Annotated in this window: 18 protein-coding genes; 9 read left to right on the top strand and 9 right to left on the bottom strand. The window is 65.9% G+C overall.

The features are described from left to right. Positions 1-19: 19 nt before the first annotated feature. Complete coding sequence (locus tag KO490_RS06385) at positions 20-496, bottom strand: Lrp/AsnC family transcriptional regulator (protein ID WP_216018577.1); 477 nt, start codon at positions 494-496, stop codon at positions 20-22. A 105-nt stretch (positions 497-601) separates the two neighbouring features. Between KO490_RS06385 and KO490_RS06380 the strand changes: the two genes are divergently transcribed. After that, positions 602-1972: an aminotransferase class V-fold PLP-dependent enzyme gene (locus tag KO490_RS06380; RefSeq protein ID WP_216018576.1), complete on the top strand. Its 1371-nt coding sequence runs from the start codon at positions 602-604 to the stop codon at positions 1970-1972. 4 nt (positions 1973-1976) lie between these two features. On the opposite strand, the gene KO490_RS06375 is transcribed toward KO490_RS06380, so the two are convergent. From KO490_RS06375 to KO490_RS06365, 3 genes are all read right to left on the bottom strand, one after another. Further along, positions 1977-2873 (bottom strand): DMT family transporter, encoded by an 897-nt coding sequence (locus KO490_RS06375; RefSeq protein WP_216018575.1) that lies wholly within the window; start codon positions 2871-2873, stop codon positions 1977-1979. A 120-nt stretch (positions 2874-2993) separates the two neighbouring features. Then, positions 2994-3293 (bottom strand): HU family DNA-binding protein, encoded by a 300-nt coding sequence (locus KO490_RS06370; protein ID WP_028726023.1) that lies wholly within the window; start codon positions 3291-3293, stop codon positions 2994-2996. Positions 3294-3442: 149 nt separating this feature from the next. Beyond that, complete coding sequence (locus KO490_RS06365) at positions 3443-4930, bottom strand: AMP nucleosidase (RefSeq protein WP_216018574.1); 1488 nt, start codon at positions 4928-4930, stop codon at positions 3443-3445. A 93-nt stretch (positions 4931-5023) separates the two neighbouring features. Between KO490_RS06365 and KO490_RS06360 the strand changes: the two genes are divergently transcribed. The 3 genes from KO490_RS06360 to KO490_RS06350 all read left to right on the top strand — a co-directional run bounded on the left by KO490_RS06360 (position 5024) and on the right by KO490_RS06350 (position 8133). Next, positions 5024-5881 (top strand): SDR family oxidoreductase, encoded by an 858-nt coding sequence (locus KO490_RS06360; RefSeq protein ID WP_216018573.1) that lies wholly within the window; start codon positions 5024-5026, stop codon positions 5879-5881. Positions 5882-5931: 50 nt separating this feature from the next. Beyond that, positions 5932-7152, top strand: a complete 1221-nt coding sequence (locus KO490_RS06355) for a UbiH/UbiF/VisC/COQ6 family ubiquinone biosynthesis hydroxylase (protein ID WP_216018572.1) — start codon at positions 5932-5934, stop codon at positions 7150-7152. A gap of 63 nt (positions 7153-7215) precedes the next feature. Further along, on the top strand, positions 7216-8133 hold the full coding sequence (locus tag KO490_RS06350; protein ID WP_216018571.1) for a glutaminase: 918 nt from the start codon (positions 7216-7218) through the stop codon (positions 8131-8133). A gap of 18 nt (positions 8134-8151) precedes the next feature. Here the strand turns inward: KO490_RS06350 and KO490_RS06345 are convergent, their stop codons facing one another. Next, on the bottom strand, positions 8152-9576 hold the full coding sequence (locus KO490_RS06345) for a UdgX family uracil-DNA binding protein (protein ID WP_216018570.1): 1425 nt from the start codon (positions 9574-9576) through the stop codon (positions 8152-8154). Then, positions 9576-10808: a putative DNA modification/repair radical SAM protein gene (locus KO490_RS06340; RefSeq protein WP_216018569.1), complete on the bottom strand. Its 1233-nt coding sequence runs from the start codon at positions 10806-10808 to the stop codon at positions 9576-9578. The genes KO490_RS06345 and KO490_RS06340 overlap by 1 nt, the downstream gene beginning before the upstream one ends. A 151-nt stretch (positions 10809-10959) precedes the next feature. Here KO490_RS06340 and KO490_RS06335 point away from each other — a divergent pair, with 151 nt between their 5' ends. From KO490_RS06335 to KO490_RS06315, 5 genes are all read left to right on the top strand, one after another. Continuing rightward, complete coding sequence (locus KO490_RS06335; RefSeq protein ID WP_216018568.1) at positions 10960-11550, top strand: outer membrane lipoprotein carrier protein LolA; 591 nt, start codon at positions 10960-10962, stop codon at positions 11548-11550. A gap of 80 nt (positions 11551-11630) precedes the next feature. Further along, on the top strand, positions 11631-12872 hold the full coding sequence (locus tag KO490_RS06330; protein ID WP_216018567.1) for an MFS transporter: 1242 nt from the start codon (positions 11631-11633) through the stop codon (positions 12870-12872). A 17-nt stretch (positions 12873-12889) separates the two neighbouring features. After that, on the top strand, positions 12890-13561 hold the full coding sequence (locus KO490_RS06325) for an HAD family acid phosphatase (RefSeq protein WP_216018566.1): 672 nt from the start codon (positions 12890-12892) through the stop codon (positions 13559-13561). Positions 13562-13647: 86 nt separating this feature from the next. Continuing rightward, on the top strand, positions 13648-14652 hold the full coding sequence (locus tag KO490_RS06320) for a glycosyltransferase (protein ID WP_216018565.1): 1005 nt from the start codon (positions 13648-13650) through the stop codon (positions 14650-14652). Positions 14653-14809: 157 nt separating this feature from the next. Then, positions 14810-15496, top strand: coding sequence for a sulfotransferase (locus KO490_RS06315; protein WP_216018564.1), 687 nt, complete (start codon positions 14810-14812; stop codon positions 15494-15496). Positions 15497-15533: 37 nt separating this feature from the next. Here the strand turns inward: KO490_RS06315 and KO490_RS06310 are convergent, their stop codons facing one another. From KO490_RS06310 to KO490_RS06300, 3 genes are read right to left on the bottom strand one after another with little or no spacing between them, the layout of a single operon-like run. Further along, positions 15534-16517, bottom strand: coding sequence for a hypothetical protein (locus tag KO490_RS06310; RefSeq protein ID WP_216018563.1), 984 nt, complete (start codon positions 16515-16517; stop codon positions 15534-15536). A gap of 23 nt (positions 16518-16540) precedes the next feature. Continuing rightward, positions 16541-17440, bottom strand: coding sequence for a glycosyltransferase family 2 protein (locus KO490_RS06305; protein ID WP_216018562.1), 900 nt, complete (start codon positions 17438-17440; stop codon positions 16541-16543). Between the two features lie 4 nt (positions 17441-17444). Beyond that, positions 17445-19073: a glycosyltransferase gene (locus KO490_RS06300; RefSeq protein ID WP_216018561.1), complete on the bottom strand. Its 1629-nt coding sequence runs from the start codon at positions 19071-19073 to the stop codon at positions 17445-17447. Positions 19074-19097 lie beyond the last annotated feature (24 nt).

Genomic DNA, 19097 nt, shown 5'->3' with positions numbered 1-19097 from the left:
GACAGTTGTTGCGTGAAAATCAACGCGGCAGCCGAAGGGGGCGCGCCTCGAAGATGGTCTCCATCGAGAAAACGCCCGTGACGCGTTCCAGATCCATGTCGCGTGTCAACGCCTTGTAACACTGGTCGTATCCGGCCATCGAGGTGGTCACCAGCTTGGCCATGTAGTCCCATTCGCCGCCGATGCGGTGCAGCTCGGTGATCTCGGGGATGGATTCGACGCGGGCGCGGAACCTGCGCGCCCAGCCATCGTCGTGATGGCGGGTGCGGATCATCACGAAGACGGTCAGCTGCAACCCGGCCGCAGCGGCGTCGATCACCGCGCGGCTGCCCTTCAGCACGCCCGCCTGCTGCAGGCGCTGCAGCCGCCGCCAGCAGGCGTTCTGGGACATGCCGACGCGATCCGCCAGTTCGCGCTGCGACACGCCGCTGTCCTGCTGCAGGACCGACAGGATGCGGTGGTCGATATCGTCGAAGATGGGGGATCTGTCGTTCATTTGACCCACAGCTTAAGCCAACCGCGCATGAAATGAAATCAATTCCGCCGCCGGATCGGGTCACGATGCGGGCCACGATCCGGGTGACGGACAAGGAAGGCGGACATGGATATATTCGAGAAGCTGCGCGCGATGGCCGGACCGGCCGACAGGCTGCATCAGCAGGTCATCGGGCACGACCTGCTGATTGAGGGGCCGTTCGGGCCGAAGCGCATGATCTATGCCGATCACGTCGCCTCGGGCCGGGCCCTGATGCCGATCGAGCAGCTGGTCATGACCGATATCCTGCCCCGCTATGCCAACAGCCATACCGAGGCCAGCCATTGCGGCGCTGCCATGACCGCCATGCGCCGCGCCGCCCGCGCCCAGATCCTGCGCTGCACGCGCGGCACGCCGGATCATGCGGCGATCTTCTGCGGATCGGGGGCCACGGCGGGCATCAACCGGCTGGTTCATCTGCTGGGCGCGGGCCCGGGCATTCGCGTGATCATCGGCCCCTATGAACACCATTCGAACATCCTGCCCTGGCGCGAAAGCGGCGCAGAGGTGATCGAGCTGCCCGAGGGCGAGCAGGGCGGCCCCGACATGGCTGCGCTGGCGCGGGCCCTGGATACCGACATGCGCTGCATCGTGGCGATGTCGGCAGCATCCAACGTCACCGGGGTCGTCAGCGATGTCGCGGGCATCACCCGCGCCGTGAAGGCCGCGGGGGCGGCGATGGTCTGGGACTATGCCGGGGGTGCGCCCTATCTGCCCATCGACATGGGGCTGGGGATGGATGCGGTCGTCGCATCGCCGCACAAGTTCCTGGGCGGTCCCGGCGCATCGGGGGTGATGATCCTGCGCCGCGACGCGGTCCGCACGGATCGGCCCAGCCTGCCCGGTGGCGGAACCGTGCGTTTCGTGAACGGGGCGGGCCACGACTATGCCGCCAATGTCGAGGCCCGCGAAGAGGGCGGGACGCCGAACGTGCTGGGCGACATCCGCGCAGGGCTGGTCTTCGCGCTGAAGGATCACTTGGGCCAGCGGTTCATCGACGACCGGAACGCGCGCTGGCTGGACAAGGCGCGCGATCTGGACGCCGTGCCGGGGCTGGAGATGCTGGGCCGCCGGGACGTTCCGCGCCTGCCGATCCTGGCCTTCCGCGTGACGGGCGCGCACCAGCAATTCGTGACGCGGCTTCTGTCGGATCTGCACGGTATCCAGGCGCGGGGCGGCTGCGCCTGCGCGGGCCCCTATGTCCACCGGCTGCTGGGCATCGACGATGCCCAGTCGGAACGGCTGCGCCATGCGATCCTGTCGGGGGCCGAAATCGAGAAGCCGGGCTTCACGCGTCTGAACCTGTGCTGGGCCGCCCCCGAGCCCGAGATCGACGCCATCCTGCAGGCCGTGGCGCGACTGCCGCAGGATGCGTTGCGGCACCGCGACGCCTATTGCCCCGATCCGGCGACGGCGATCTTCCGGCCCGCGGCCTGAAGGATCAGGCCGGGGGCGGACGCTTGCGCACGGGGGCGGGCTGGCGCGACATCTGGACGGCAAGGATGCCCACCATGATGATCGCGACGCCCAGCACGTCCCCCGCGCCCAGGGATTCCCCCAGCAGAAGGGCCGCGATGGTCACGCCGAAGAACGGGCTGAGGAAGTGGAACGTCGCGGCGCGGACCGCCCCGATCCGCCCCACCAGCAGGAACCAGATCCACGTGGCCAACAGCCCCGGCACGATGACAGTATAGGCGAAGGCCCCGACCAGGCGCGGCGTGATCGCGACGTCCCAGGTTTCGACGAAGGGGGCGATCAGGGCCAGCGCACCCGCGCCCACCAGCATCTGCATGCCCACCACCATCATCACGTTGCCGCCGCCGCTGGCGCCGCGCACGGTCAGCGTGGCCACGGCCAGTGCCAGCGCCGCGACAAAGCCCATGGCGATGCCGATGGGATCGCTGCCGCCCTGCAGCCGCGCACCCATGATGATGCCCACGCCGACAAGGCCCAGCACCAGCCCCAGGATGCCCATCGGGCGCAGCCTCTCGCCCAGCCAAATCCAGCCCAGGAAGGCCACCATCAGCGGCATGCTGGCCGCGATGATCGATGCCAGGCCCGCCTCGATCCACTGCATCGCGATCCAGTTCAGCCCCAGATACAGCGCGTTCTGACACAGGCCCAGCACGACCACCGCACGCCACTGCGCCCGGCTGAGCGCGCGCCAGCTTTCGCCCATGAAGGATGCGATGGCGATCCCGATCCCCCCCGAGATGGCGAAGCGAAGGGCCAGCGCCATCAGCGGCGGCGCCTCGGTCACGATCATGCGGGTCGAGGTGAAGGCCGATGCCCACATCAGCGCGAAGCCGACACCCATGAGGATTGCGCGAAGATCCATGCCCTGCCCCGTTCTTGCATATGTTGCATCCGGGCTAGCAGAGGGTCGGCGGCGAACAAAGCGCAAAAAAAGGGCCGTGCGCGCGGCACGGCCCCGAAAACAGGTCGAAGACCCGTCGGATCAGCTGTTGACGCTGTCCTTCAGCGCCTTGGCGATGGTCACCTTGACCGACTTGTCGGCCGGCTTGGTGATCATTTCCTGGGTCTGCGGGTTGCGGACCTGGCGCTCGGGGCGGGCGCGGCAGGCGATCTTGCCGATGCCGGGCAGGGTCACGGCGCCACCGGCAGCGACTTCGCGGGTCACGATGGTGACCAGCGCGTCCAGCGCGGCACCTGCCGATTTCTTGTCCGAACCCATTTCTTCGGCCAGCGTAGCGACGAGCTGCGTCTTGGTCATCGGTTTGGCAGAAGCCGTAGCCATGTTCTGTCTCCTCTTGCCCTGTTGCTCCGGGCCACAAAATTACTGCCTTTTTAAGGCATATCGCCTGCTACACACGGTTTTCACGGGTAGATCAAGCCTTTTTCGCCGGACGCGCGAATTCCCGCGTTTGCTGGCGATTGCGCATGCGTTCACAGAAACGCCGTCTCGCTGAAGGAACGCAGCTTGCGCGAATGGATGCGTTCGAGGGGCATCTTGCGCAGCTTCTCCATCGCGCGAATTCCGATCAGAAGATGGTTGGCGACCTGCGTGCGGTAGAAATCCGTGGCCATCCCCGGAAGCTTCAATTCGCCGTGCAGCGGCTTGTCGGAAACGCACAGAAGCGTCCCGTAGGGCACGCGGAACCGGAAGCCGTTGGCGGCGATCGTCGCGCTCTCCATGTCCAGCGCGACGGCGCGGGACAGTGACAGGCGATGGACCGGTCCGGACTGGTCGCGCAGTTCCCAGTTGCGGTTGTCGATGGTGGCCACAGTGCCCGTGCGCATGATGCGTTTCAATTCGTATCCGTCCAGCCGGGTGACCTCGGCCACGGCCTCCTGCAGGGCGACCTGAACCTCGGCCAGGGCCGGGATCGGAACCCAGACCGGCAGGTCGTCATCCAGCACGTGATCCTCGCGCAGATAGGCATGGGCCAGCACGAAATCGCCAAGCGACTGGCTGTTGCGCAGGCCCGCGCAATGGCCGACCATCAGCCACGCATGGGGGCGCAGCACGGCGATGTGGTCGGTCGCGGTCTTGGCGTTGGACGGACCCACGCCGATATTGACCAGCGTGATCCCCTGCCCGTTCGCCCGCTTGAGGTGATAGGTCGGCATCTGCGGCATCTTGGGAAGCACGCTCAGCGGGGCGTCGGCGGTCGTGATCTCCTGGTTGCCGGGGGCCACGAAGGCGGTATAGCCGCTGTCGGGATCGGCCAGCACCTTGCGGGCATAGGCCTCGAACTCGTCCACGTAGAACTGGTAGTTGGTGAACAGGACGAAGTTCTGGAAATGCTCGGCCGCGGTGGCGGTGTAATGGGCCAGTCGCGCCAGCGAATAATCGATCCGCTGCGCGGTGAAGGGGGCCAGGTACTGGCTGCCATCGGGCATCGGACCGGCCATGCCGTTCACGATGTCGTCGTTCATGGTGTTCAGATCGGGCACGTCGAACACGTCGCGCAGCGAGAATGCGAGCACGCCTTCCTGCGGCACGGCAAGGTCGCTCTGGGTGGCGGCGACGGCGAAATGCACGGGCATCGGCGTGTCCGAGGGCTGCACCGTGATCACCACGCCGTGGTTCTTCATCAGCAGGCCGATCTGTTCGGTCAGATAGTTCTGGAACAGGTCGGGACGGGTGATCGTGGTGGCGAAGCTGCCCGGTGCCACGACATGGCCGAAGGACAGGCGGCTGTCGATCGTGCCGTGGATCGGCACCACCATCCGCACCTCGGGATAGAAGGCGCGATATCGCGCGACCGGGGTCTCGCCGCCCAGGATGCGGGTGAAGTTCTCCAGCAGGAAACTGGTCGCCTGATCATAGAGCGCGCGCAGATGGGCCACGGCCTCGACCGGGTCGTTGAAATCGCGGGGCGCCTCGGGCTGGGGCGTCTCGATCGGCAGAAAGCGGGAATCCGTGGTCATTTGGTCGTCCTTCTTGATGGCACGACCCTGCCGGAAGCGCCTGCGGCAGGCAAGCGTCTGGCGCCGCTTCGCGCGGGCCGTTACGCTGGCGTCATGGAAATGCTCGTTTTCGGTCACGGCTATTCTGCCGGCTATCTGACGCCCCTGCTGACGGCACGGGGCTGGAACGTCACAGGCACCACGCGCGAACATCCCGAAAGGGTGGCGGCCGCGGGGGCGCGCCCGCTGATCTGGCCGGGGGCCGAGGACAGCCTGCGCCAGGCCATCGCGCGGGCCGATGCGATCCTGGTATCGGCAGGCCCCGGCCCCGAGGGCGATCCCGTCCTGGCGCAGTTCCGGGCGGATCTGGCGCAGGCGCGGCCCGGCTGGCTGGGATACCTGTCCACCACCGGGGTCTATGGCGACCGGCAGGGCGGCTGGGTTGACGAGGACAGCGAGCTGGACGGATCGGGCCCGCGCGGCAAGGCCCGCATCCGCGCCGAGGCCGACTGGCAGGCGCTGGCCCGCGAAAACGACCTGCCGCTGCACATCTTCCGGCTGGCGGGGATCTATGGCCCCGGTCGCGGTCCGTTTGCCAAGCTGCGTCGCGGCAGCGCCAAGCGCACGGTCAAGCCGGGGCAGGTCTTCTCGCGCATCCATGTCGAGGATATCGCCCAAACGCTGCTGGCCTCGATCGACGCGCCCGATCCGATCGGGATCTACAACCTCTGCGACGACGAACCCGCCCCGCCGCAGGACGTGATCGCCCATGCCGCGATGCTGCTGGGCATGGACCCGCCGCCCGAGATCCCGTTCGAGGAAGCCGCCCGCGAGATGTCGCCCATGGCGCGATCCTTCTATGCCGACAGCAAGCGCGTCTCGAACGTGCGGATCAAGGAACGGCTGGGCGTCGCGCTGAAATATCCGGGCTATGACAGCGGGCTTCGCGCGATCCTGCGCGCCGAGGGCTGAGCCGTTGCGCCGCATTGCCTTTGCCCACCGCCCGTGACTAGATCGCGGCCATGAAACGCTTTGACGTCCTGATCGCCGGGGGCGGGCTGAACGGCCCCACGCTGGCCATTGCCCTGGCGGATGCCGGGCTGTCCGTGGCCGTGGTCGATCCGCGCCCCGCATCCGCGCGGGCCGATGCCGCATTCGACGGGCGGGCCTATGCGCTGTCCATCGCCTCGACCCGGCTTCTGGGGGCGTTGGGACTGTGGGCGGACCTTGCGCCCAAGGCGCAGCCCATGCGCCAGATCAAGGCATCGCAGGGTCAGCCCGGATCGGGGGCCGCGCCCTGCTTCCTGCATTTCGACAGCGCCGAGATCGAAGAAGGGCCCGTCGGCCACATGCTGGAGGATCGGTTCCTCTATGCCGCGCTGCTGGCGGGGATGGATGGGCGCGTGACCCATCTGGACGGGCTGGCGGTCACGGACCATGCGGCGGATGCGACCGGCGTGACCGCGACCCTGTCGGACGGGCAGCAGATCCGCGCGAACCTGCTGATCGGCGCGGACGGGCGCGGTTCGGGCGTGGCCGCGCGGGCGGGCATCGCGCGGCGCGGCTGGGGATACGGGCAGACCGCGCTGGTCGCGGCCATCGACCACGAACTGCCCCATGACGGCATCGCGCATCAGTATTTCATGGCGACCGGCCCCTTGGCGATCCTGCCCCTGCCCGGTAATCGCAGCAGCGTCGTCTGGTCGGAAACCGACGCCAATGCCCGCGCCATCGCCGCGCTGCCCCATGATGAATTCATGGCCGTGCTGCGCCCCCGCTTCGGCGATTTCCTGGGGCAGATCGGCCTTGCGGGGGCGCGCTTCAGCTATCCCCTCAGCCTGTCGCTGGCCGAACGCTATGCGGCGGATCGGGTCGCGCTGGTGGGGGATGCGGCGCATGGCGTCCATCCCATCGCGGGCCAGGGGCTGAACCTGGGGCTGCGCGATGTCGCGGCCCTGGCCGAGGTGCTGGTCGAAGCCTCGCGCCGGGGTGAGGATATCGGAAACGAGCTGGTCCTCGAACGATACCAGGGGTGGCGGCGCTTCGACGCGACCGCGCTGGCGCTTGGCATGGACGGGGTGAACCGGCTGTTCGCCACCGACAATCCGCTGATCGCGGGCCTGCGCGGGGCGGGGATGGGCCTCGTCGGCGGCATCCCGGGCCTGCGCCGCCGCTTCATGCGGCAGGCGGCGGGGCTGTCGGTCGATCCCATGCCGCGCCTTCTGACGGGCCGGGCGCTCTAGGCGCTTCACAGCCGCCCCCGTTTTCGGGCAGAAGCACCCCCGGACGATCCAGAGGGGACCGACATGACCGACGATCTGCAGGATTTCCTGACCGGGCTGGATGCCGATATCCGCGCCATGGGCGATTGGGGCGATGTCGCGGATTACATCCCGGAACTGGGACGCGTGGCGCCCGATCAGTTCGGCATCGCCGTGGCCCTGCCCGATGGGCGGGTGCTGACGGCGGGGCAGGCATCGCGGCCCTTCTCGATCCAGTCGGTCAGCAAGGTCTTCGCGCTGGCCTGCGTGCTGGGCCGGATCGGGGAACAGCTGTGGCTGCGCGTGGGGCGCGAACCCTCGGGGGATCGGTTCGATTCGATCCTTCTTCTGGAACAGGAAAAGGGCCGCCCCCGAAACCCCTTCATCAATGCGGGCGCGCTGGTCGTTACCGATGAATTGCTGACCGGACGCACGCCCCGCCAGGCCCTGTCCGAGGTGCTGAGCTTCGTGCGCGCCGCCGCCGAGGATGACGACATCCATATCGACAAGGCCGTCGCCCGGTCCGAGACCGAGACCGGCCATCGCAACACGGCCCTTGCGCATTACCTGCGCAGCTTCGGCAATCTGAACAACCCGCCCGAACATACGACCGGCACCTATTTCCACCAATGCGCCATCGAGATGAGCTGCATCCAGCTGGCCCGCGCCGGGCGGTCCATCGCGGGGCTGCCGAACGCGCCGCAGATGCTGTCCCCGCGCAAGGCGCGCCGGATCAATGCGCTGATGCTGACCTGCGGTCAGTATGACGGGTCGGGGAACTTCGCCTTCCGCGTGGGTCTGCCCGCAAAATCGGGCGTGGGCGGTGGGCTGCTGATCACCGCGCCCGGACGCGCCAGCATCGCGATCTGGTCGCCGGGGCTGGACGGCTGGGGCAATTCCAAGATGGGCACCCTGGCCGCCGAGAGGTTGGCTGAATTCACCGGCTGGTCCGTCTTCGGCTGAGGGGTCTTCGGCTGAGGGTCAGGCCGCCAGCATCTGCCGCGCAGTCTGCAGGTCCGCCAGCAATTCGGCGCGGGCGGCAGGCGCACGGTCGGGCGGCAGGCGCAGAATCAGGCTGGGGTGCCAGCTGATCAGCACCGGCCCGCCGTCCAGACCGGGTTCGACCCCGCCCCGGCGCGGCGTCAGGGCGGCCTTGCTGCCCGTCAACGCCCGCGCGGCCGTCGCGCCCAGCGCAAGGGTCAGGCGCGGCTGCACGAAGCGGCGTTCCAGATCCAGCCACCATCGGCAATGTTCGATATGACCGCCGTCCGGGTTCTGGTGCAGGCGCCGCTTGCCGCGCGGCTGAAAGCGGAAATGCTTGACCGCATTGGTCAGCCAGGCGCGGTCGGGGTCGATCCCCGCCTGCCCCATCGTGTCGCGCAGCAGCTGCCCCGCAGGTCCCACGAAGGGCTTGCCCTGCAGATCCTCGTGATCGCCCGGCGCCTCGCCCACGATCATCAGTTCGGCCTGCGGATCACCCTGCCCCCAGACCGTCTGGGTGGCGGCATGGCACAATTCGCAGCGCGTGCAGCGGGCGGCCTGTTCGCCCGCCTGTCCCAGCGACTGCGGCATCCCTTCGTCGGGCAACTGCCTGATGCGCGCCGTCACCCGCGCGGCCCGCGCGGGCGCGATGGATGCCCCCGCATCGGCCATGGCCTGCACCCGTCGCGGCGCATCGTTCAGCATCTCGGGGATCAGCCGCGTCTCGGGCAGGTTCTTCCAGTATTTCATCGGCATCTCGGACCGCATGGCGTTGGTCTTGATGCGGGCCGGGTTGAAGATGTTGGCGAAATAGGTCTGCCACAGCCCGTGGCTGGCATCGTCGGGCAGGTCGGGGCGCGCGGCGGGCGCATCGAAGGCGACCTGCCCGCCCGTGAAGCGCGCGATGCCTTCGGGCGTGGCGATCAGCCAGTCCATGTCGGCGAACCGCTTGGCAAAGAACGGCACCCCCGCCTCGAGGATGGGGTGTTCGGGTTCGAACCATGCCCCGAAGCTGCGGCGCGGACCGTCCGAGGGCAGTTCGTGGAACCGCACGAAGGCATGCATCTTGTGGATGTCGCGGCGCACGTATTTGGCCATGCGGTTCAGCCGGTCCTGCAGCGGATCGGCGGGGTTCGACAGGAACCCGCGTTCAACCTGCAACCGCATCAGCGCGGAATAGAGCAGCGCGAAGCGTTCCGGGTCGGAATGATGGGCGACCTGCCGTGCAAGATCCAGAAAGTCCCGCGACGCGGTGACAGGCGCATCGCCGGGCGCGGGCATCGGATCGGCCCCGAACAGATCGGCGGGCGCATCCGGATCGCCCCATGCGACATCGCCCGCCGGGATGCGAGCGCTGGCCAATGACCGCGCCGCGTCCCGCCAGGCCGCGAAACGCCCGAAGCGCGGCAGCTCGACCCGGATCATCAGAACAGGCTCAGCTGTTCGGGGGCGGGGGCGAAGCGAGCGCGAAGGCCGTCGCTGTCGGTCAGCGCGCCCGGGTGCCAGTCGGTCAGCGTCACGAAGGGCTGCGCCTTGGACATGATCGCCCCCATGCGCAGCAGGTCGCCATACCGCACCGCACCGTTCCTGCGGGCCGCCAGGATGCGCTGCACGGTCTTGGTCCCGAAGCCCGGAACGCGCAGCAGCATCTCGCGGGTGGCGCGGGTGACGTCCACGGGGAAATGCGCGCGATTGGCCAGCGCCCAGGCCAGCTTGGGGTCGATGGCCAGGTCCAGGTTGCCCGAGGGATGCGCGGCGCCGATCTCCTCGGCCTCGAACCCGTAAAAGCGCATCAGCCAATCGGCCTGGTACAGGCGATGTTCCCGCATCAGGGGCGGCTTGATCAGCGGCAGCACCTTGGACGCGTCGGGAATGGGCGAAAAGGCCGAGTAGTAGACCCGCTTCAGCCGATACCCGGTATAGAGATTGGCCGAGGTCCGCAGGATGTCGCGATCCGAGGCCTGATCGGCCCCCACGATCATCTGCGTGGATTGTCCGGCGGGCGCGAAGCGCGGGGGGCGCTTGCCGGTGAAAGACTTCTCCTTCGCGGCGTCGCGCGACAGGCGCAGATCGGCCATGGTGGCGCGGATCGTCTCGGGGCGCTTTTCCGGGGCCAGCCTGCGGATCGAATCGTCCTGCGGCAGCTCGATATTGACCGACAGCCGGTCGGCATAAAGGCCCGCCTCGGCCACCAGTTCGGGCGAGGCGTCGGGGATCGTCTTGAGATGGATGTAGCCCTTGAAGCCGTGATCCACGCGCAGCATCTTCGCGATCCGCACGATGTCGCCCATCGTCTGGTCGGGGCTGCGAATGATGCCCGACGACAGGAACAGCCCCTCGATCATGTTGCGCCGATAGAATTCAAGCGTCAGCGTCACGACCTCTTCGGGGGAAAACCGCGCGCGTTCCACGTTGCTGCTGACCCGGTTGATGCAATAGGCGCAGTCATAGATGCAGAAATTCGTCATCAGGATCTTGAGCAGGCTGATGCAGCGCCCATCGGGCGTATAGGCATGGCAGATGCCGCTGCCCCCCGCCGATCCGATCCCGCCCGCGCGCGAATCGCGTTTCGTCGTCCCGCTGCTTGCGCAGGAGGCGTCGTATTTCGCCGCATCCGAAAGGATCGCCAGCTTGTCCTGAAGGGTTTTCGTGACCATGCGCCCAAGATACGTTCCCGATGCGTTCCCTTCAACTGCGGCGAATGGCAGCATCCGCCACGGAACCCTCACATCCGCGAGAGGGTTGCAGGGCGCGGTCTTCCTGCAGACGTGATGTGCAGACCGCCCCGGAAAGGATAAGATCAGCGCCATGAACATTCGCTCACTCGCCCTTGCGCCCGCCCTTCTTGTCGGTCTTGCCGTGCAGGCACTGGCCGCGCCGATTTCCCTGTCCGAGATTTCCCGTTATCTCAACGGGCTGACCACCGTCACGTCGGACTTCACGCAGGTGAACCCCGACGGCACCGTGTCCACGGGCACCGTCTATATACAGCGCCCCGGCCGGGTGCGGTTCGAATACGACAACGACAACACGCTGGTCCTTGCATCGGGCGGCAACGTCGCCGTCTTCGACGCCAAGTCGAACAGCGGCCCGCAGCAATATCCGCTGTCGCAGACGCCGCTGTCGATCATCCTGGACGCCAATGTGAACCTGGGCCGCCAGGGTGTCGTCATCGGCCATACCGAACAGAACAACGGCACCATCGTCGTGGCGCAGGATCCCCAGCATCCCGATCACGGCAACATCCAGATGGTCTTCACCAACCCGACCGAGCTGCGCCAATGGGTCGTCACCGACGACAGCGGGCAGAAGACCACCGTCATCCTGGGCGAGATGAAGAAGGGCGGATCGATCCCGTCCTCGCGATTCTCGATCCAGAACGAGATGGGCCGCCGCTGATATTGCAGCCATACAATCGCGCGATTGACCGCGTGACGGACTGACGCGAATCTGCGGCCCTGACGCCGGGGGCCACAGACATGACCAGCAAACCTTCCCTTCTGACACCCGTCCTGATCGGCGGATCGCTGATCCTGCTGATCAGCTTCGCGATGCGCGCCAGCTTCGGGGTGTTCCAGATCCCCGTCGCCGCCGATTTCGGCTGGCCCCGCGCGGAATTCAGCCTTGCCATCGCCATCCAGAACCTTGCCTGGGGGATCGGTCAGCCGATCTTCGGGGCGCTGGCCGAAAGATGGGGCGATCGTTGGGCGGTGATCCTGGGGGCGATCCTCTACAGTTCCGGGTTGATGCTGACGGCCTTCGCGACGACCCCCCTGGGCATCCAGGCGCTGGAGGTGATGGTGGGCTTCGGCATCGCGGGCACCGGTTTCGGGGTGATCCTGGCCGTGGTGGGCCGCGCCGCCAGCGACGAGAACCGCAGCCTCGCCCTGGGGATCGCCACCGCGGCGGGGTCCGCGGGACAGGTCTTCGGCGCCCCCCTGGCCGAGATCCTGCTGGGCTTCTACGCCTGGCAGTCGGTCTTCATCATCTTTGGCGTGATCGTCCTGTCCACGCTGCTGTTCCTGCCCCTGCTGGGCAAGGGCCGCCCCGCCAGCCCCGCCACGCTGGAGGAGAGCATGGGCCGCGTGCTGGGCCGGGCCTTCCGCGACCCGTCCTACCTGATGATCTTCGTGGGCTTCTTTTCCTGCGGGTATCAGCTGGGCTTCATCACCGCGCATTTTCCCGCCATGATCACCGAGATGTGCGGCCCGATCTCTCCCTCGGGGATGCTGGCGGGGCTCGGGATCACCACGACCTCGGCGCTCGGGGCGATCGCGATCTCGTTGATCGGGCTTGCCAATATCGCAGGCTCGATCACCGCGGGGTGGCTGGGCAAGCGTTGGAGCAAGAAATACCTGCTGGCGGGCATCTATGCGATGCGCACCGTCGCCGCCGCAGCCTTCATCCTGTCGCCGATCACGCCGGGCAGCGTCATCGTCTTTTCCCTGGTCATGGGCGGGTTGTGGCTGGCCACCGTGCCGCTGACCTCGGGCCTGGTGGCCTATATCTACGGGCTGCGCTACATGGGCACGCTCTATGGGTTCGTGTTCCTGTCCCACCAGATCGGATCCTTCCTGGGGGTGTGGCTGGGCGGCACGCTCTATGATGCGACGGGCGATTATCAGCTGGTCTGGTGGATCGGCGTCGGCGTCGGCGCGTTCAGTGCATTGATCCACCTGCCCGTGCGCGAGGCGCCTTTGCGAATGGCCGCCCCCGCCTGAAGACCGAAAGGCATCCGATGACCGTCCACACGCCCCACGACCACCGCATCGCCATCCGCTATCAGCAGGCCTCGGCCGAGGTGCGGGCATTGCAGCGCCAATGCTATGCGCTGGCTGCGATGCGCCTGCGCGATGCCGTGGAACAGACCGGCAGCGGCGAGGGGTTGGCCATCGTCAGCGACATCGACGAGACGATCCTGGACAACAGTGCGGTCATGGCGCTGTCGATGGAAAATCACGACCGGCTGGACCACGTGGACATGTGGAAATCCTGGGAACGCGACGGCGATCCGCATCTGATCCCGGGGGCGGCGGACTTTTTCCATCTGGCCGACAGCCTGGGCGTCACGATCTTCTACCTGTCGGATCGCTTCGACGAGAACAAGATGGCGACCATCGCCACCCTGTCGCGGCTGGACCTGCCGCAGGTCTCGGCCGAGCAGGTGCTGCTGTTCGGCCCGCCCAAGGCCGATCGTCGCGCCCTGATCGAGCGTGACCACCGCATCGTGCTGCAGCTGGGCGACACGCTGCACGATTTCGACGGCATCTTCGCGGGGATCGGTCTGGACGATCAGCACCGCCTTGCCAACGATCACGCCGACCGCTTCGGACAGGACTGGATCGTCTTTCCGAATGCCGCCCATGGCACCTGGATCGAGGCCGAGCTGCGCCCCTGGCGGCGCCCGTGATGCGCCGCATTGCCCGAAACCCCGCCACCCTGCTATAGGGGCGGCACGCAGCCGGTATCGGCTTCATTGCCCCAACCGACCGACGCATGACCCACACCCCCCCCTCCCGCGACCGCATCGCAGCCCTTGTCGTCACGCATCAGCGGCTGTCGAAGCTGCAGGCGACCGTGACCCGCCTTCTGGCCGAGGATCTGGACGCGGTCGTCGTCTTCGACAATGCCTCGACCGACGGCACGGTGGAATGGCTGCGGGGTCTGGACGAACCGCGCCTGCATGTCATCGCCCATGACGCGAATTCCGGCGGTGCGGGCGGGTTCGACATGGGCCTGCGTCATGTGACCGAACATCTCGATCCGGACTGGGTGCTGGTGTCGGACGATGACGGTCGGCCCATGCCCGGCGCGGTCGCAGCCTTTCGCGCCATGGACCGCACCCCGTGGGACGCCATCGGCGCGGCCGTCCTGACCCCCGACGGGCAGGTCTGCGAGATGAACCGCCCCTATCGCAACCCGTTCTGGCATCTCCCCGAGTTTCTGCGCACCCTGCGCGCCGGTCGGCGCGGGTTCCATCTGGGCGATGATGCATATGCCCCGCATGCCCCCGCGACCCCGGTGGACATGGCATCCTTCGTGGGGCTGTTCCTGTCGCGCAGGGCCATTGATCAGGGTGGATATCCGGACCGGCGGCTGTTCATCTATGGCGACGACCAGCTCTATACCCTGACATTGCGCAGGCGCGGGCTGCGGATCGGCTTTGCGCCCGCGGTCAGGTACGAACACGACACGACCTCGATCGCCGCGGGCACGTTGCGCCTGTCGCCGATCTGGAAGGTCTACTACATGTATCGCAATGCGCTTCTGGCCTATCGCGTGGCCGCGGGGCCGTGGTTCTGGCCGCTGCTGCCGCTACTGGTCTTCAAATGGCGCGGGATCGCGCCGCGCTATGGCGACGAATCCCCCGCATTCCGCCGCCTTCTGCGCATCGCGATATGCGACGGCTTGCGCGGGCGGTTGGACCGGACCCACCCCGAGGTCATCGCCATCGCATCCGCCCGGACCCCCGATGGCGACAAGGCCGGTCCGAGCGGGTGAGCCCCCTCGCCCGAACGCGCCAGCCAGCCGCGGTGATCGCGCCGGCAGTTTCGGCGCATCGAGGATCACCCGAGGTCATTAGAAATTCCGTCGCGCGCCCACGCGTGGTATCCGCAATCTCGTCCTGCCATCTGGTCAAGAATCGAAAGCATCCAAGATGTCCGAACATCGTCTGAACAAGCAATACCCGCAGCTCAAGCGGAACCTGTTCATCGTCACCTATGGTCGGTCCGGATCGACCCTGCTGCAGCGTCTTGTCCAGACCATTCCCGGCTGCATGCTGCGCGGTGAGAACTTCAACGCGATCGAGGGGATCTGGCAATCCGCGCAGCGCGCCCGCAAGACGCGCGCGACCTGGGGCAAGCAGGCTCAGCCCGAACTGAGCCCCTGGTATGGGGCCGACGAGGTTCGCCCCCTGGTCTATGCCCAGGCGCTGATCGACGCGATGGTTGCCCACGTGCTGCGCCCCCCGAAGGATGTGCGCTATTTCGGCTTCAAGGAAATCCGTTACATCACGCTGGATGATCGCTTTCCCGAGCTGCTGGACTTCATGCGTATGCATTTCAAGGATGCGTTCTTCATCTTCAACACCCGCAACGCCGAAGACGTGAAGGAATCGGCATGGTGGAAGAACAAGGATCCCGACCACATCCGACAGATGGTCGCGACGATGGATCGGCGCTTTGCCGATTACCACGCGGCCAACCCCGACCACTCCGAGCTTCTGTCCTACGAGGAGTTCTCGAAGGATCCGAATGCCCTCCGCCCTTTGTTCGAAAAGCTGGGTGAACCGTTCAAAGAGGAGCAGATGACCCGGATCCTGTCGGAGAAGCTGAAGCACTGAAAAAAGAGGGGCGAGCAACGTGCTCGCCCCAGAAAGTTTAGTTTTTAAGTTGCCGTATCAGTTCACCTATGAATGGGCCGAACAACCTTTGGCTTGCAGTGTAGGAATCCTGTGGCAGAGCGGGCTGAACGACCTTCTCACTTTCTGAGGGCAGCGGTTCCAAAAAGAGCTTGTCCCGAGCAAAGAAGCGCTTCGCCACAGCATCGTTCCCCTCTTGATACTCCTTCATGATACCGACGCGTTCCGCGTGTGGGATCATGAGCAACGCCGGATTTTCCTTTCGGATTTCACGGTCGACACTTTCCGCGATCTCGATAAGTTTCAACCTCAGTTTCATCGGTGCTTCAATGAGCGGAAGCTGCCGGACAAACTCAGAAACCTCAGGGGTAAGGCTGATATTGCTTCCCCCGGCGGCCGAAAGCTTTCTGGTTTTCGTAAATCCGAACTGTTTACAAAACTCTGCTATCGGCCCATCTGGCATTTGAGATCGTTCGAACACATAGGGCCGGACCGAACCTACGCCGAAGACACTTTCAATATGATTGATATAGTTGTGATAATCGATCCAGTGGAAATCTTTGCGATCCCGTATGAAGTCGGGCCAAGATTTATGGCAGTAACGACGGTCCCATTGACCTTTTACATTCTGCGCCCACCAGCTTTCCAGCCAAAGGTCTTGCCGACGCATGGCAAAGATAACCTTAACGTCGAAAGAGTCAGCTAGGGCCTGAAGGGGACCGAGGTCTTCCCTCATGCTGACGTCTTCATCACTCATTACAAGAGTGTGTATTTCATTCGGGTGATTTGCCGCGCGGCGCACCAGATCCTTACCCACGGTTCGCGCGTCGGTACGCCCGGAAAAGATGTCGTTGAAAACTCCGATATGACGCTCGACGCGGTACGGGTAGAGAAATCCGTTATTTCGGAGAAGCTCCCAGTTCCGCGCCATCGCAGCCTGTATCGCCGTGGTTGCGGTGCGATGGACGCCGATATGAAGATAAAGTGTTCGCCGGTCAGTCATTGGCAGCGTCTTCCTATAGTTCACTATGCCCGTTCGATCTTGGGACGGAAGCTGAGGCCCTTGAGGATCGCGCCGTAGATCTGGCGGCGCAGACGGTGGGGGACGTCGCCCGCGCGCATCTGGCCGCGCACGCCATAGGCATAGGCCAGGACGTTGATCAGCCCCCCCTCGCGCCGGCGGAACGAAGTCTCGTTGCGGGCGCCGTACTTGAACTTCCACAAGCTCTTGTCGTCGACCAGTCCGAAATTCACGCCCCGATTGTCGGGCGTGTCGTGGATCACCCGGCTTTCGGGGACGAAGATCCCGGGATAGCTGCGCGCGATGCGGCGGGTATATTCCGCATCGTCGAACCAGATGAAGTAATCCGCGATGGGCAGGCCGTGTTCGGCCACCGCCCAGCGCGGGATCATCACCGACACGAAGGAACAGCTGTCCAGAAGCGCCCAGGGCTTGCCCGGCTGCACGAAGCGCGCCCAGTCCCAGACCGGCCGCGGGCAGTTCATCTCGCACAGCGAACCGTCGATCCATTCGACACGCGAACAGGCGAAGCTGGGGCGCCAGCCGTTCTCGGACTGGAATCCCGTCAGCGCGTCGTGCAGACGCTCGATCGCGTTGGGTTCGGGATAGGCGTCGTCATCCGAGATCCAGAAATACTGCGCGCCCATCTGGAAGGCAGCCTTCATCCCGGCATGGAAGCCGCCCGCACCGCCCACGTTCCGCGGCAGGCGCAGATGCCGGATCGAGCCATCGTCGCGGGCCCGCGCCTCGACCAGTTCAGCGGTGTCGTCGGTCGAGGCGTTGTCCACCACCAGCACGATATCGGGCCGCATGGTCTGGGCGGCAAGCGCGTCCAGCACCTTCATCAGCTTGCCCGAGCGGTTGAAGGTGACGATCACCGCCGCGGTCTTGTTCAGCACGCTCATTCGTTCAGTTTCCCTGCACGGTTTCGGCAGCCGCGCGATAGACGGGTTTCAGCACTTCCTCGGCCGTCGGGTCGTCCGACAGCTGGCGCCAGCGTTGGGCCAGGCCGTCCTTCTGCCGCTGCAGGAAGCCGTTGTCATGCCACATCCGGTCGACCGCGAAAACGGTCTGGCGGACGGTCGCATGGGGTGCCAGCGGGACCAGAAGCTCGTCCGGCAGCAATTCGTCCTGCGCGCCGACGCGGGTCGAGATCGGGATGCAGCCATGCGCGATCGCCTCGTAGCAGACCAGCGCCAGCCCCTCGTTGTTCGAGGGCAGGATGAGGATGTCGGACCGCCCCAGCAGGGCCGGCACGTCGGCATTGCCCGGCATCTGCACGACCTTGCCGCCAAGCCCGTAGCGGCGCAGCAGGCGTGTGACCGCCCCCTCGAACGGGCCTTCGCCCACCATGGTGGCGCTGAATTCGACGCCGTTGCGCGTGGCCCAGGCATCCAGCGCGCGCAGCGTCTCGACCGCCACGATGGGGCGCTTCTGGTAATACATCCGCCCGATGAAGGCGACATGCAGGGTCTTCTGGCCCGTCTTCAGGCGCAGTTCGGGGGCCGGCGCGTCATCCTCGGCCCGGTCCAGCATCCGCCCCAGCACGACCCTGCCCGACGGCGCATTGAAGCCGTCGCGAAGATAGCCGACAAGTTCCCGGCTGATGACATGCTGCATGTCGAGATAGTTCGACCAGACGCCCGAGGTCCGGGGATAGCCCCCATCGGCATGTTCCACGATATGCGTGCTGTCCAGGGTCTTCACCCAAGGCAGGCGCGAACGCAGCAAGGGCAGCGTCTCGTAGAGCGGAATACAGTGGTGGTTGTGGACCAGGGTGATGTTCTCGTCCAGGACCAGCTTCTCGACGAAGCGCGGCCAGAGGTGATGGGGCAGCCAGCGATCCAGTCGGATGAAGGTGACGTCGGGATGATCGGGCAGCTTGTGCGCCAGCCGCTGGATCGAGGCGACCGAGGCCACGACGAAGACGCGCAGACCCGATTCCAGCGCCCAGCGGATGCTGTCGAAGCCCAGCTTCTCGGCCCCCCCGGTTTCCAGCCAGTGCATCCCGATCAGCGCGGCGGGGCGCTTGTCCGATGCGGGGCGCTGCGGCTTGGGCAGAAGGTCGGTGCCTTCACCCAGGGGAAGCGCCGTCGATTGGAATTTGCGGGACCGCTTCTTGCGACGTATCTCGGCCTGATAACGGATGTATTCGTAGGCCATGGGATTGGCCGCGAACAAGCGGCCCAGCCTGGCCTGCGGCTTCCACGGCGCATCGGTCTGCTTCAGTTCATAAGGCAATGCCTGCCGTGGAACCGCGATCTTGATCGTGACCTCGGGCGCATCGGCGTTTGCGCCGGGCCGATCGATCATCCCCAGAAACTGGGCACCCATATCGTGGGGGCCGGGAACATGAACCCCTTCCAGCACTTCGGGATGGGACCAGATCGCATTCTCGCCAAGCCTCAGGACATAGCGCAAATGCTGGGTAGGAAAGATGCGTTCATAGATCGCGCGCATCTCGGCGATCTGGTCGCCAAGTTCGCTGGAAGCCGTGCTGTCGACAGGTTTCGACGAAGCCTTTGGGGACATGTGCATGAAGTTCCGGGTTTTCGTGGTCGT

This window comes from Paracoccus sp. C2R09 (assembly GCF_018860625.1).
GTDB lineage: Bacteria > Pseudomonadota > Alphaproteobacteria > Rhodobacterales > Rhodobacteraceae > Paracoccus.
This window is presented reverse-complemented; position numbering and strand designations above follow the sequence as displayed.

Bases quoted from the DNA above. Each gene is read 5' to 3' on its own strand.
- KO490_RS06385 (WP_216018577.1), bottom strand. From the start codon at position 496: ATGAACGACAGATCCCCCATCTTCGACGATATCGACCACCGCATCCTG.
- KO490_RS06380 (WP_216018576.1), top strand. From the start codon at position 602: ATGGATATATTCGAGAAGCTGCGCGCGATGGCCGGACCGGCCGACAGG.
- KO490_RS06375 (WP_216018575.1), bottom strand. From the start codon at position 2,873: ATGGATCTTCGCGCAATCCTCATGGGTGTCGGCTTCGCGCTGATGTGG.
- KO490_RS06370 (WP_028726023.1), bottom strand. From the start codon at position 3,293: ATGGCTACGGCTTCTGCCAAACCGATGACCAAGACGCAGCTCGTCGCT.
- KO490_RS06365 (WP_216018574.1), bottom strand. From the start codon at position 4,930: ATGACCACGGATTCCCGCTTTCTGCCGATCGAGACGCCCCAGCCCGAG.
- KO490_RS06360 (WP_216018573.1), top strand. From the start codon at position 5,024: ATGGAAATGCTCGTTTTCGGTCACGGCTATTCTGCCGGCTATCTGACG.
- KO490_RS06355 (WP_216018572.1), top strand. From the start codon at position 5,932: ATGAAACGCTTTGACGTCCTGATCGCCGGGGGCGGGCTGAACGGCCCC.
- KO490_RS06350 (WP_216018571.1), top strand. From the start codon at position 7,216: ATGACCGACGATCTGCAGGATTTCCTGACCGGGCTGGATGCCGATATC.
- KO490_RS06345 (WP_216018570.1), bottom strand. From the start codon at position 9,576: ATGATCCGGGTCGAGCTGCCGCGCTTCGGGCGTTTCGCGGCCTGGCGG.
- KO490_RS06340 (WP_216018569.1), bottom strand. From the start codon at position 10,808: ATGGTCACGAAAACCCTTCAGGACAAGCTGGCGATCCTTTCGGATGCG.
- KO490_RS06335 (WP_216018568.1), top strand. From the start codon at position 10,960: ATGAACATTCGCTCACTCGCCCTTGCGCCCGCCCTTCTTGTCGGTCTT.
- KO490_RS06330 (WP_216018567.1), top strand. From the start codon at position 11,631: ATGACCAGCAAACCTTCCCTTCTGACACCCGTCCTGATCGGCGGATCG.
- KO490_RS06325 (WP_216018566.1), top strand. From the start codon at position 12,890: ATGACCGTCCACACGCCCCACGACCACCGCATCGCCATCCGCTATCAG.
- KO490_RS06320 (WP_216018565.1), top strand. From the start codon at position 13,648: ATGACCCACACCCCCCCCTCCCGCGACCGCATCGCAGCCCTTGTCGTC.
- KO490_RS06315 (WP_216018564.1), top strand. From the start codon at position 14,810: ATGTCCGAACATCGTCTGAACAAGCAATACCCGCAGCTCAAGCGGAAC.
- KO490_RS06310 (WP_216018563.1), bottom strand. From the start codon at position 16,517: ATGACTGACCGGCGAACACTTTATCTTCATATCGGCGTCCATCGCACC.
- KO490_RS06305 (WP_216018562.1), bottom strand. From the start codon at position 17,440: ATGAGCGTGCTGAACAAGACCGCGGCGGTGATCGTCACCTTCAACCGC.
- KO490_RS06300 (WP_216018561.1), bottom strand. From the start codon at position 19,073: ATGCACATGTCCCCAAAGGCTTCGTCGAAACCTGTCGACAGCACGGCT.